The sequence below is a fragment of the Actinokineospora iranica genome (genome assembly GCF_900101685.1).
Classification (GTDB): domain Bacteria; phylum Actinomycetota; class Actinomycetes; order Mycobacteriales; family Pseudonocardiaceae; genus Actinokineospora; species Actinokineospora iranica.
Genome location: NZ_FMZZ01000003.1, coordinates 294,275 through 306,773, shown reverse-complemented (window position 1 = coordinate 306,773; position 12,499 = coordinate 294,275). Strand labels below are relative to the sequence as shown.

The 12,499-nt window shown below is 73.3% G+C and carries 9 protein-coding genes; 1 reads left to right on the top strand and 8 read right to left on the bottom strand.

The features are described 5' to 3' along the window. Positions 1-692: 692 nt before the first annotated feature. The 3 genes from BLS56_RS09245 to BLS56_RS09235 are packed head-to-tail and all read right to left on the bottom strand — an operon-like array spanning position 693 to position 4,743. Entirely contained in the window at positions 693-3,074 is a 2,382-nt protein-coding gene (locus BLS56_RS09245) for a [protein-PII] uridylyltransferase (protein ID WP_091449550.1), read from the bottom strand. Positions 3,075-3,077: 3 nt separating this feature from the next. Beyond that, positions 3,078-3,416: a P-II family nitrogen regulator gene (locus tag BLS56_RS09240; protein WP_091449549.1), complete on the bottom strand. Its 339-nt coding sequence runs from the start codon at positions 3,414-3,416 to the stop codon at positions 3,078-3,080. 4 nt (positions 3,417-3,420) lie between these two features. Next, complete coding sequence (locus BLS56_RS09235; RefSeq protein WP_407640500.1) at positions 3,421-4,743, bottom strand: ammonium transporter; 1,323 nt, start codon at positions 4,741-4,743, stop codon at positions 3,421-3,423. A 222-nt stretch (positions 4,744-4,965) separates the two neighbouring features. Between BLS56_RS09235 and BLS56_RS09230 the strand changes: the two genes are divergently transcribed. Further along, entirely contained in the window at positions 4,966-5,628 is a 663-nt protein-coding gene (locus tag BLS56_RS09230) for a (2Fe-2S)-binding protein (protein WP_091449547.1), read from the top strand. A gap of 9 nt (positions 5,629-5,637) precedes the next feature. On the opposite strand, the gene alc is transcribed toward BLS56_RS09230, so the two are convergent. From alc to ftsY, 5 genes are all read right to left on the bottom strand, one after another. After that, positions 5,638-6,672, bottom strand: coding sequence for an allantoicase (alc, locus tag BLS56_RS09225; protein ID WP_091449546.1), 1,035 nt, complete (start codon positions 6,670-6,672; stop codon positions 5,638-5,640). After that, complete coding sequence (allB, locus tag BLS56_RS09220; RefSeq protein WP_091449545.1) at positions 6,669-7,991, bottom strand: allantoinase AllB; 1,323 nt, start codon at positions 7,989-7,991, stop codon at positions 6,669-6,671. Before allB ends, alc begins: the two co-directional genes overlap by 4 nt. Further along, positions 7,988-9,217 carry a DUF6986 family protein gene (locus BLS56_RS09215; RefSeq protein WP_228771497.1) on the bottom strand — a complete coding sequence of 410 codons (1,230 nt, stop codon included), beginning with the start codon at positions 9,215-9,217 and terminating at the stop codon, positions 7,988-7,990. The genes allB and BLS56_RS09215 overlap by 4 nt, the downstream gene beginning before the upstream one ends. 1 nt (position 9,218) lies before the next feature. Next, on the bottom strand, positions 9,219-10,793 hold the full coding sequence (gene aceB / locus BLS56_RS09210; RefSeq protein ID WP_091449544.1) for a malate synthase A: 1,575 nt from the start codon (positions 10,791-10,793) through the stop codon (positions 9,219-9,221). Positions 10,794-10,859: 66 nt separating this feature from the next. Further along, positions 10,860-12,428, bottom strand: coding sequence for a signal recognition particle-docking protein FtsY (gene ftsY, locus BLS56_RS09205; RefSeq protein WP_091449543.1), 1,569 nt, complete (start codon positions 12,426-12,428; stop codon positions 10,860-10,862). Positions 12,429-12,499: the final 71 nt, after the last annotated feature.

The following is a 12,499-nucleotide window of genomic DNA, read 5'->3' as shown; positions in this document are numbered from 1 at the left end:
GACCCACTACGACCAGGGGAGACGCAAGGTGATCGGGATCAAGGCGGGCGAACGGGGCGGGGGCCCGGTGCAGGCTGGGCCTGCCGTTGCCGCGCTGCTGGCCTTCCGCGCGGCCGCGATCACGGTCTTCGCCGCGCTGCCCGGTTTCGGGCTACTGCTGGCCGTGGTCGCGCCAGGGTGGGCTGGGGCGCTGCCCGCGGGCGGCCGCGCGGGGCGGCACGAGAGGGAAGGGTGGGAGCCGAAGAACACAGGCCGCAGGTGGGCGGGGACGCCGAAGCGAGTGCGCACCGGGTGGAAGCCAGACGCCGGACGAACGGGAGTCAGAAAACCCGAGCCAGCACGCACGGGATTGGAACTGGACATCCACCGCGGGCGGTTGCGGACGCCGGGGCGAGCGCGGACCGGGTGGGCGCTGGGTCGGTGGGTCGACTCCGTGCGGTCGCGGTGCGTCGCCAGGATGGGGCCCGACCCCTCGACGGGCCCCTTCCCGGCAGCTGTCTCGCCGAGCAGGGTGGTCCCTCTCCCGCTGATCCGCCCGACCCCCCGGTCCGAGCGGGCCCCCGAACCGGGTCCCCTGTCCGCCCTGCTCGGCGTGACAGGACAAAGAATGCCCTGGTTAGCGGGGCGGTCCCAGCGTGATGGCCCGTGAGTGGGGCTGAGTAGCACTACTCAACCCCGCCCGGGGGCGTTCCTCACCGGCTGGCGCGCAGGACCGCTGTCTCGACTGTTCGGCGCCAGCCCGCGGTGGCCCCGGGGGCGAAGCCGAACGAGTCCACCGCGGAACCGCCCATGGTGGCCACCCGCGCCCACAGCACGTCCACACCGCACTTCTCCAGCGCCGCGGCGACGCTGTGCAGGAGGCCGATGCGGTCCGCCGCGCGGAGTTCCATGACCACGGCTCCGGAGTCGGGGCCGCCCGCCTCGTGGTCGAACCAGAGGACCTTGGGGGCCGGGGCGTCTTCGGCGCGGCCGCCGTAGTCGCGTTCCTTGGCGGCCAGCTTCTCGGCCAGGGGCAGGGAACCGGCGATGACTCGGGCGTACTGCTCGCGCAGGAGGGCCGGGTCGGGCATGGAGCCGAAGCGGGGGGTCACCGAGAACACCCCGACGGCGACGCCCTGGTGGGTGGCGACGGACGCGGCGTGGACCTCCAGCGAGTTGAGCGCCAGCACGCCAGCGGACTGCGACAGCACGCCGGGGCGGTCCTTGGTGACCAGGGTGACCATGGAGAGCCGGTCCACCGTGTCGACCAGCACGTCCGGCTTTCCGGATTCCGCTGTGGACTCCGCGAGGGCGCGTTGGGCCGCGTCCAGGGGCACCGGCTCCGGCAGGGGGCCGCCCGCCATCGCGGTGCGGCAGCGGGAAACCAGGTCGGCGGTGAGGCGGGCCTTCCAGTCCGTCCACACGCCGGGGCCGGTGGCCAGCGAGTCCGCCTCGGTGAGGGCGTGCAGCAGTTCCAGCAGGACCGGGTCGCCGTCCACGGTGTCCACGACGCGGCGGACGGTGTTCTCGTCCTCGATGTCGCGGCGGGTGGCGGTGTGCGGGAGGAGCAGGTGGTGGCGGACCATCGCCGAGAGCGTGTCCACGTCCTGTTTGGACAGCCCGAGCCGGTGGCCGACCTGGGTGGCCAGGGCGGCGCCGACGACCGAGTGGTCCTGGTCGCGGCCCTTGCCGATGTCGTGCAGCAGCGCGCCGATGAGCAGCAGGTCCGGGCGGGACACCGAGGTCACCAGGCGCGCGGCGTTGACCGTGGTCTGCACGAGGTGGCGGTCGACTGTCCACACGTGCGCCGCGTCGCGCGGCGGGAGGTCGCGGACCGCGCCCCACTCGGGGAACAGCCGCGCCCACAAGCCAGTGCGGTCCAGAGCCTCCACCACGTCGGTGAGGCCTTCGCCCGCGCCGAGCAGCGCCACCAGGTCTTGGCGGACCTCGGTGGGCCACGGGGCGCGCGGCTCCGGGGCGGACTCGCCGAGTCGGGTGAGCGCGGCTGGCGCGATGGGGTGGCCGGTGCGGCCCGCGGCGGCGGCGACGCGCAGCAGCAGGCCGGGGTCCTTGCCGGGGTCCGCGTCGCGGGCGAGGGCGACCTCGGCGCCGTGCAGCACCACGCCCTCGTCCAGGGGACGGCGCTCGGGGGCCCGGCGCAGGACGCCGAGCACCTTGCGGGCCGGGGCCGCCGCGCCGGTCGAGCGCAGGGCCACGTCCAGCGCGTAGGCGACCGCGCGGCCAGCGCCGGACAGCGCGCGGGCGAGAGCGAACCGGTCGCCGAGGCCGAGGACGGCGGCGATCTCGTCGCCGTCCTGCGGGCGCAGCACGTCACGGGCGCGCCCGGCGATGCGGCGCAGTTCGGTGCGGGTGTCGAGCAGCAGCGTGTGCGCCTGGGCCACCTCGCCGCCGGGGCGGTCGACGAGCTGAGCCAACGCCAGCGCGTCGAGGATGGCCAGGTCGCGCAGGCCGCCGCGGCCGTGCTTGAGGTCCGGCTCGACCCAGTGCGCGACCTCGCCCGCGCGCTGCCAGCGTTTGCGCACGGACTCGATCAGCTCGCCGAGGCGCTTGCGGACCCCGACGCGCCACTGGTCGCGGGCCGCCGTGGCGAGCCGGACGGTGATCTCGGCGTCGCCAGCCATGTGCCGGGCGTCGAGCAGGCCCATCGCGGTGCGCAGGTCGCTGGCGGCGACGTCCAGCGCCTCGCCGACCGTGCGCACCGAGTGGTCCAGTCCCACGCCGGAGTTCCACAGCGGGTACCACAGCTTCTCGGCGATGCCGTCGACGGCTTTGCGGCCGTCGTGCACCAGCACCAGGTCGAGATCCGAGAACGGGACCAGCTCCCGCCTGCCCAGCCCCCCGACGGCCAGCAGGGCGACCCCCTCGCCGCGACCGCCGACCCCGGCCTGCGCCGCGTGCGCGGTGAGCCAGAACTCGTGCAGGTCGGCCAGCGCTTCCCGCAGGGCCGCCGGGCCCAGACGGTGCCCCGACGGGCCGGACCTGGCCCCCATGCCCGCGCCGAGCAAACGGTCGCGGGCGAGGACCAGGTCCGCCGCTGTCGGGGTTGCGGGTGTTCCGCGTTCCCCCTTTGTCATGTGCTAGATCGCGTCCGTGCCGCGCTCTCCGGTGCGAACCCGGACAACGGTCTCCACCGGCGTGACCCAGACCTTGCCGTCGCCGATCTTGCCCGTGCGGGCGGCCTCGACGACCGCGTCCACGACCTTGTCGCCGTTGGTGTCGTCGGCGAGGACCTCGATGCGGATCTTCGGCACGAAGTCGACCGAGTACTCCGCGCCGCGGTAGACCTCGGTGTGGCCCTTCTGCCTGCCGTAGCCCTGGACCTCGCTGACGGTCATGCCGAGCACGCCGATCTGTTCGAGCGCGGCCTTCACGTCGTCAAGGGTGAACGGCTTGATGATCGCCGTAACCAGCTTCATGACCTCAGCCTTCCTTGCCTGCGTTAGCGGAGACCTTCTGGGCGTTCGCGTCGGCGGTCTTGCCCGTGACGCCGCCGCCACGGAGGCTGGAGAACTCGTAACCGCTCTCGGCGTGCTCCGCCTCGTCGATGCCGGTGGCCTCGGCTTCGGCGGAGACCCGGAAACCGATCGTCTTCTGAATGATAAAGGCGATGATCAGCGTAAGCACGAACGAATAGGCCATGACCGCGGCCGCGGCGATCACCTGCTTGCCCAGCAGACCCAGGCCGCCGCCGTAGAACAGGCCCTCCTTGCCCGCGGGGTTCACGCTGGTGGTGGCGAAGAAGCCGATCGCGACGGTGCCGATCAGACCGCCGACGAGGTGGACGCCCACGACGTCGAGGGAGTCGTCATAGCCCAGCTTGTACTTGAGGCTGACCGACAGCGCGCAGACCGCGCCCGCGATGAGGCCGATGGCCAGCGCGCCCAGCGGGGACACGAAGCCCGCCGCCGGGGTGATCGCGACCAGACCGGCGACCGCGCCGGAGGCCGCGCCCAGAGTGGTGGGCTTGCCGTCGCGGATCTGCTCCACGATCAGCCAGCCGAGCACCGCGGCCGCGGTCGCCGCGGTCGTGGTCACGAACGCCACGCCCGCGAGGTCACCGGCGCTGAGGGCGGAACCGGCGTTGAAGCCGTACCAGCCGAACCACAGCAGACCCGCGCCCAGCAGGACGAACGGCAGGTTGTGCGGGCGCATGGGCTCGCGCGGCCAGCCCTTGCGCTTGCCCAGGACGAGGACGAGGGCCAGCGCCGCGGCGCCCGCGTTGATGTGGACCGCGGTGCCACCGGCGAAGTCGAGCGCGCCGAGCTTGTTGGCGATCCAGCCGCCGACGAAGTCGGTGCCGGTGGCCCCGTCGAAGTTGAACACCCAGTGCGCCACCGGGAAGTACACGATCGTGGCCCACACCGCGATGAAGATCGTCCAGGCCCAGAACTTGGCGCGGTCGGCGATGGCGCCGGAGATCAGCGCCGCCGTGATGATCGCGAACATCAGCTGGAAGACGAGGAAAACGAGGTGCGGGATCTGGTGGCCGTCGACCCACGGCGCGTTCGGGTCGGCGGGCGCGGTGCCGAACAGGCCGCCGACGGTGCCCTTGAGTCCGGTGAAGTCGAGGCCGCCGAGAAGGCCGCCCCCGAGGTCGTTGCCGAAGGCGAGGCTGTAGCCGTAAAGCACCCACAGCACCGTCACGACGGCCAAAGAGATGAAGCTCATCATGAGCATGTTGAGCACGCTCTTAGCGCGCACCATGCCACCGTAGAAGAATGCGAGGCCGGGGGTCATGAGCATGACAAGAGCCGCACTCACCAGCACCCAGGCTGTATCTCCTGCGTTCACATCGTCCTCCCGTGAACCTGTTGATTGCCGGGAAGCATCGAGCCGCCCTGTTTCACGGGATCGCGTGCCAGGTTTCGGCCCGGTGAACTACCGGCCAGGACGTGTTACAGCCGTGTTTCCCACACGGCTCGTAAACGATCGACTACAGAAGCGCACCTGTAACTTGACTTCCCGATGACCGACGTGCGCCACGTGTACCGACTCCTCGACGCCCGGCTGCCCCACCACGCGGGCGCGAGCACCGCCGGACTGGCCCCGACCTCGGTGGACGCGCTCGGCGACCGCCGGTGGCTCGCGGCGCAGATCGCGGCGGCGGGACGGCTCTACCGGTGCGGGGACCAGACTGTCCTCGGCGTCCTGTGGTGGTACTCGGCGAGTTCGGTCCTGGTGGCCCCGACGGTGGAGTCGCTCCTGGTGACCGGATTCGCGCTGGATCCCGCCAGAGTGCGGCTGTACCTGCACCCGGACGGGCGACTGCTCGCGGCCCGATCGGACGCGGTGTGCCCGGCTCCCGGCCCGGCGCTGCGGGCAGTGCTGTCGGCGGCGATCGACTGTGTTTCCGAGTTAACCGGAGCGCGGGGCCGCGCGCTGTGGGCCGTCGCGGGCGACTCGCTGTCCAACCGGGTGCTGTGGGCAGGGGGTTCGCCCGCCGACGCGGTGGAGTTGGCCGCGGCCATCGGCCCGATGCCGGTTCCGCGTTTCGTTTCCGTCGGCGGGCGAAATGTCGTCCGCCGGGCGTCCTGCTGCTTGATCTACGCGGCGACCGGCGCCGAGAAGTGCGTTTCCTGCCCTAGGCAGCCGCCAGCGGAACGGATGCGTCGGCTGCGCGGCCTGTGATCGCCCCGCTCATTTCGCACTCGACTCGGTGAACCGGGCGCGGAAATCCGCTTGGCCCGCCGCGGTGAGCGCGCCGTGGAGGCGGAGGCGGGCCATGCCGCCGTCGGGGTGGATGTCGAGGCGCACGTGCGTGGTTTCCCGGGTGTCGGTAAGCGGGAAGCGGTGGCGGGTGTCCGGTTGCAGGCGCGTGCGGGGCAGCAGCGAAAACCACGCCTCCGGGTCTTCGAGGTTCCCGCTCGTCGTGTCGCAGCCGGTCAGGGTCGCCCAGCCGGGGGCGTTGCCCTTGAAGTGCGTGGTGTCGAGTTCGGCGAAGCGCACCACGCCCGCCGCGGCGAGGGCGACGACCACCCAGTCGTTGCCGCCGTCGCGGCGGCGGGCGGTCTCCCAGCCCTCACCCATGACGATCGCCTGTCCGGGGGCCAACAGGTTGCTGGGCGTCGAGTAGAACATGTTGCTGCACCCGACGATGTGGCCGCCGTTCTCCAGAGCGGCGAGGTCCATCGCGGTCAGGTCGAGCAGCGCCGGGTCGGCCACCGGCTCACCGTGCGCGCGCAGCCTGGCCACACCGCCGTCGGGGTGGATCGTCAGCCGCAGGTGGGTGTAGCGCCGCCGCGCGAGGGGGCCGGGGACGTCGAAGAGGTTGCGCGAGTCCCCCCTGAGCTCGGCGTGCTCGACCAGGACGTCCCACGCCGCGGCCTGCAACTCTTCCGGGCTCGGGTACCCGGTCGCGGCGCAGGCCGAGACAGTGCAGGCGGGCGGGTAGTTGCCGGTGAAGAACGCGGTGTCCACCACGACGCCCCGGACGCGGCCGGACATGCCCAGCCGGATCACGGCGTGGTCGTCGCCGGGCTCGCGCCGCCGCCGGGTCTCCCAGCCGTCGTAGACCTGGCCCTTGTGGCCGAAGGTCGACGGGCGGAACTCGGGCGCCGCCGGGGTGATCAGGTTCTCCCGCTCGGCGAAGGTCTCGTCGTCGGCCCACACCACCGACCCGCCGAACCGGCGCGAGGCAAGATCCGGCAGGCTCACCCAGGCTCGCTCGGTCACGCGTGGCCCCTCTCCAGCAGTCGGCCGCGCGGGTGGTCTCCGGTCACCGGCGCGCCGCGCAGCCAGGTGGACCGGACGGCGCCGCGCAGGCGGGCGCCGTGGTAGGCGGTGACCGGGTTGCGGTGGCGCAGCCGGGCGGCGTCCACAATGAACTCTTCGTCCGGCGCGAACACGCACAAGTCCGCGTCGTTCCCCGGTCGGATGCGGCCCTTGCGGCGCAGGCCGACCAGGTCGGCCGGGCCCGCCGCCATCCAGCGCGCCACCTCGGGCAGGCCGATTCCCCGGTCGCGCGCGGCCATCCAGACCGCGGGCAGCCCCAGCTGCAGGCTCGCGATGCCGCCCCAGGCCGCGGCGAAGTCGCCGGTGTCCAGGCGCTTGAGCTCGGGCGCGCACGGCGAGTGGTCGCTCACCACGATGTCGATCAGGCCGTCGACCAGGCCCTGCCAGAGCCCGTCGCGGTTGGCCGCCTCGCGGATCGGCGGGCAGCACTTGAACTGGGTCGCGCCGTCGGGAACGTCCTCGGCGGCGAACGACAGGTAGTGCGGGCAGGTCTCGACGGTCAGCCGCACGCCGTCGCGGCGGGCCGCCTCGACCAGCGGCAGAGCGTCCGAAGAGGACAGATGGACCACGTGGACCCGGCCGCCGGTGGCGCGGGCAGCCTCGATGAGCAGCCCGATCGCGGCGTCTTCCGCCGCTCTCGGCCGGGAGGCGAGGAAATCCGCGTAGGCGCGGCCGGACGGGGGGTCGGTGATCGCGGTCGCGTCCTCGGCGTGCGCGATCAGCAGCGCGTCCAAGCCCGCGAGCACGCCCAGGTGCTCGCGCAGCTCAGCGGGGTCGAGGTGGCCGAACTCGGCCACGCCGGAGTCGAGCAGGAAGCACTTGAAGCCGAACACGCCCGCCGCGTGCAGCCCCGCCAGATCCGCCGCGTTTCCCGGGACCGCGCCGCCCCAGAACCCCACGTCCACATGGGCCCGGCCCTCGGCGGCGGCGCGCTTGGCGGCCAGCGCGGGCAGGTCCGTGGTCGGCGGGACGCTGTTGAGCGGCATGTCCACGATCGTGGTCACCCCGCCCGCGGCCGCGGCGCTGGTCGCGGTCGGGAAGCCCTCCCACTCGGCGCGGCCGGGGTCGTTGACGTGCACGTGCGTGTCGACCAGGCCGGGCAGCAGCACCTCGTCGTCGGCCAGGTCGATCACCTGGGCGTCGCCGACCGGAGCGTCGAACGGGTCGACCGCGACGACGCGGCCCGCGCGCACCCGGACGCAGGCGGCGGTCTCGCGGTCGGTGATCACCCGGGCCGCGCGGAAAACCAGGTCGGTCACGGCACTATTCTCCGGCGCTCGATCAACGCGGTCAGGTCGTCTGCGCTCAGCCCCGAGTAATCGGCGGCCTCTTCCGCGCTCAGCGCGCCGCAGTCGACGGCCCGGCGCAGCGACAAGGCGAGCGCGGCGGCGGTGGCGGGCTCGTCGAGGACCGCGCCGCCGGTCCGGGCGACGTAGGCGGCGAGCCTGCGGCCGTCGGCCTCGGCGGACTCCAGGTGGTAGGCGTACACGGCGGCGTAGCGGGTGACCAGCTGCGCCGGGTGCAGGTCCCAGCCCTGGAAGAAGCCGTGCTCCAGCGACCGCCGCACCAGCCGGTAGTGCGTGCGCCAGCCGTGCGCGACGGCGTCGCCTACCGGGAGCACGTTGGTCGAGCCGTCGGAAAGGCGCACGCCGGTGCCCGCCGCGCCGACCTGCATGGCGTGCCGGGCGAAGTCACAGGCCGGGTGGGCGAGGTGCTGCTGGGCCGCGCCGAGCCCGCAGGCCGCGGTGTAGTCGTAGGTGCCGAAGTGCAAGCCGGACACCCGGCCCCGACCGGCGGCGATGAGGCCGGGGACGGCGAACCGGCCGGTGTGGTCGATGACGGCCTGGGTGGTCTCGATCTGGATCTCGAAGCGCAGCACCCCCTCGGCCAGGCCGAGCCGTGTCTCCAGCACCTCCAGCGCCTGCGCGAGCGCGGAGACCTGCTCGGGCGCGGTCACCTTGGGGAAGGTAAGCGCGGGCGCGCGACCGAGGGCGGTGATGACGAGGTCGAGGGTGCGCAGGCCGCGGCGCAGCAGGTCGGGGGTGTCGAACGACTTCATCCGGAGTCCCGAGCTGGCCAAGGGCCACGCGCCCAACAGCCGGGCGGCGCGCTCGGCGTCGGCGTCCTCGATGTCGTCGTGGCGGACACCGTAGCCGTCCTCGAAGTCGACCCGCAGGTCCTCGACGGGCTCGGCGGCCAGCTTCGCGCGCACCCGGTCGTGGACGGCGCCCGCGAGCGGCACGGGCAGCCCGACGATCGCGGCGAGGGCGGCGGGGTCGGGGGCGTGCTCGTCCAGCGCGGCGAGCGCCTCGGCTCCCCACCGCGCGGGCAGGTCGTCGGTGATCCGGTCGGCGGGGACGTAGCAGGTGTGCACGGCCTGGCGGGCGGCCGGGTCCCCGGGGTAGCGGCCTGCGCGGGCGTGGTCCGATTCGGCCAGGTCCGCCAAGAGCCCGGTGACCAGCGCGCCGTCGAGGGTCGTCCGCACGTCAGATCCGCTCGTACGCGGGAATGGTGAGGAAGTCCGGATAGTCGTCGGCGAGCGCCACGTCCGCGAAGAGGTCCACGGCGATGTCTACCGTGTCCTGGGGAAGATCGGTCAGCGATGCTCGGACGTCCGCGAGGACCGTGCGCACCAGATCGGCGGTGACCTTGTCGCCGGTGTCCAAGACGACCCCGTTGTGCGCCCACTGCCAAATCTGGGAGCGGGAGATCTCGGCCGTGGCGGCGTCCTCCATCAGGTTGTGGATGGCGGCGGCGCCGTTGCCCGACAGCCACGAGACCAGGTACCGCACGCCCACGTCCACGGCCGCGCGCAGTCCTTCCGCCGTGGCCCTGCCGAGGGTGGACGCCACGTCGAGCAGGTCGGCGGCCGCGACCGACACATCCTCGCGCAGGCGGTCGAGCTGGTTGGGGCGGTGGCCGAGCACGGCGTCGAACATCTCCCGGCACACCGGGACCAGGTCGGGGTGGGCGACCCACGAGCCGTCGAACCCGTCGTTCGCCTCGCGGCCCTTGTCTTCGCGGACCTTGGCCAGCGCCCGCGCGGTGACCTCCGGGTCGCGGCGGTTCGGGATGAAGGCGGCCATGCCGCCCATGGCGAACGCGCCCCGGCGGTGGCAGGTCTTGACCAGCAGCTCGGTGTAGGCGCGCATGAACGGCGCGGTCATGGTCACGCTGTTGCGGTCAGGCAGCACGAATCGCGAACCGGCGTCGCGGAAGTACTTGATAAGACTGAACAGGTAGTCCCAACGGCCCGCGTTAAGACCCGAAGCGTGGTCGCGCAGCTCGTAGAGGATCTCGTCCATCTCGAACGCGGCCGGGATGGTCTCGATGAGCACGGTGGCCCGGACGGTCCCGCGCGGGATGCCCAGTTCGCGCTGGGCCTGGGTGAACACGTCGTCCCACAGCCGCGCCTCCCGGTGGCCCTCCATCTTCGGCAGGTAGTAGTACGGCCCGGCGCCGCGGGCGAGGGCGGCCCGCGCGTTGTGGAAGAAGTGCAGCCCGAAGTCGACCAGCGCGCCGACCGCGCGCTTGCCGTCGAACAGGATGTGCTTCTCGTCCAGGTGCCAGCCGCGCGGCCGGACGACGATCACCGCGGGCCGGACCCTCTGGTCCACCGCGTAGCGCTTGCCCTGGGGCGAGGTGAACGCGATCTCGCCGCGCACGGCGTCGTAGAGGTTCACCTGCCCGGAGACGACGTTGTGCCAGTGCGGGGTGTTGGCGTCCTCCAGGTCGGCCAGCCAGACGCGGGCGCCGGAGTTGAGCGCGTTGATCGCCATCTTGCGCTCGGTGGGGCCGGTGATCTCGACGCGGCGGTCGGTCAGCGCGGGCGGGGCCTGCGCCACCCGCCACTCGGACGCACGGATCTCGCGCGTCTCCGGGAGGAAATCGAGCCCGCCGTCGCGGGCTGCGCGCTCCCGGCGCTCGGCGCGGGCGGCCAGCAGCTCGGCGCGCCGGTCGGCGAAGGCCGCGTGCAGCCGGGCCACGAACGCCAGCGCGCCGGGTGTGAGGATCTCCGCGTCCCGCTCGACCGGCCCGCCCAGCACCTCGATCTCGGCCATGGGGACCATAGTGGCCCCCCGGCCGCGAGTTTTGGTAACAAGCGTGTGCTGACCTGGCCGCGGGGCTCAGCCGAGCAGGGCGTCCACGAACGCGGCCGGGTCGAACGGCGCCAGGTCGTCGGCGCCCTCGCCCAGGCCCACCAGCTTCACCGGGACGCCAAGCTCGCGCTGGACCTGGAAGACGATGCCGCCCTTGGCCGTGCCGTCGAGCTTGGTGAGCACGATCCCGGTCACGTCGACCACCTCGCCGAACACGCGGGCCTGGGTGAGGCCGTTCTGGCCGGTGGTGGCGTCGAGGACGAGCAGCACCTCGTCCACCTTGGTCTGCTTCTCCACCACGCGCTTGACCTTGCCCAGCTCGTCCATCAGGCCGGTCTTGGTGTGCAGCCTGCCCGCGGTGTCGACCAGCACGGCGTCCACGCCAGCGCCCCGGCCGCGCTTGACCGCGTCGAACGCCACGGCCGCCGGGTCGGCGCCCTCCTTGCCGCGCACGACCTCGGCGCCCACCCGGTCGGCCCAGGTCTGCAACTGGTCGGCGGCCGCGGCGCGGAAGGTGTCGGCCGCGCCGAGGACGACCGTGCGGCCGTCGGCGACCAGGACGCGGGCGAGCTTGCCCGTGGTGGTGGTCTTGCCGGTGCCGTTGACGCCCGCGATCAGCACCACGGCGGGCAGCCGGTCCTCGCCGACGCCGTGCGGGAGCGCGCGGACGGCCCGGTCCATCTCCGGGTGCAGCGCGTCGATCAGCACCTCGCGCAGCAGGGCGCGGGCCTGCCCTGCGGTCCGCACGGCGCGCGCGACCAGTTCGGTGCGCAGCCGGTCCACGATCTCCTGGGTGGTGGCCGCGCCGAGGTCGGCGAGCAGCAGGGTGTCCTCGACGTCGGTCCAGGAGTCCTCGTCCAGGTCGCCCGCGCCGAGCAGGCCGAGCAGGCCCTGGCCGAGGGTCGACCGGGAGCGCGAGAGCCTGCCGCGCAGCCGCTCCAACCGGCCCGCGGTGGGCTCGATCGGCTCGGCTGGCTCGATCGGCTCGGCTGGCTCCGGTTCCCGCTGCGCGGGGATGCGCTCGGTCTCGGGTTCCGCCTGGGCGGGGATGCGCTCGGTCTCCGGCTCGGCCTGGACCGGGATGCGCTCGGTCTCGGACTCGGCGGCCCCCGGCTCACCGGTCGTGGGCTCAGCGGGCTCGGCTGTCCTGGGCTCGGCTGTCCTGGGCTCGGCGATCTTGGGCTCGGTGGGCGCGGGCTCAGCGGTCGACGGCTCGCTGGGCGCGGGCTCGGTGACGCCCGGCGCGGCGCCGGACAGGGTGGCGTCGGGGAGGGTCACATCGACGATGCCGCGCTTCTCGGAGTCGCGCGGGACCGCGGCGTCGTCGCCGACGCCGGGCTGCCCGTCGACCTCGGTGCGCTCGCCCGCCGGGTGGACCGGCGGCGCTGTCGGGGCGTCCTTGGGCCCGCCTGGGGCGAGGCTGATGCCCCCGCCCGCCTGGTAGCCGCCGCCCTTGGGCTTGGGCTTCTCGGTGATCTCGGGCTTGGGCTCGCCGAGGCTGATCCGCCTGCGCCGGGCCAGCACGACCCCGGTGACCAGGGCGGCGACCAGCAGCGCCAGGGCGACGACGAGGATGACGATCACGGTGTCCGACACCCGGCCATCCTCGCATCCCCGCTGAACGCCCCGCTTGCCGCCGCGCACAGTGGGAGAGAAACCAAGTGGAG

Coding starts and splice junctions, on each gene's coding strand:
- aceB (WP_091449544.1), bottom strand. CDS start 10,793: ATGGCCGAGATCGAGGTGCTGGGCGGGCCGGTCGAGCGGGACGCGGAG.
- BLS56_RS09230 (WP_091449547.1), top strand. CDS start 4,966: ATGACCGACGTGCGCCACGTGTACCGACTCCTCGACGCCCGGCTGCCC.
- BLS56_RS09240 (WP_091449549.1), bottom strand. CDS start 3,416: ATGAAGCTGGTTACGGCGATCATCAAGCCGTTCACCCTTGACGACGTG.
- BLS56_RS09245 (WP_091449550.1), bottom strand. CDS start 3,074: ATGACAAAGGGGGAACGCGGAACACCCGCAACCCCGACAGCGGCGGAC.
- BLS56_RS09235 (WP_407640500.1), bottom strand. CDS start 4,743: ATGCTCATGACCCCCGGCCTCGCATTCTTCTACGGTGGCATGGTGCGC.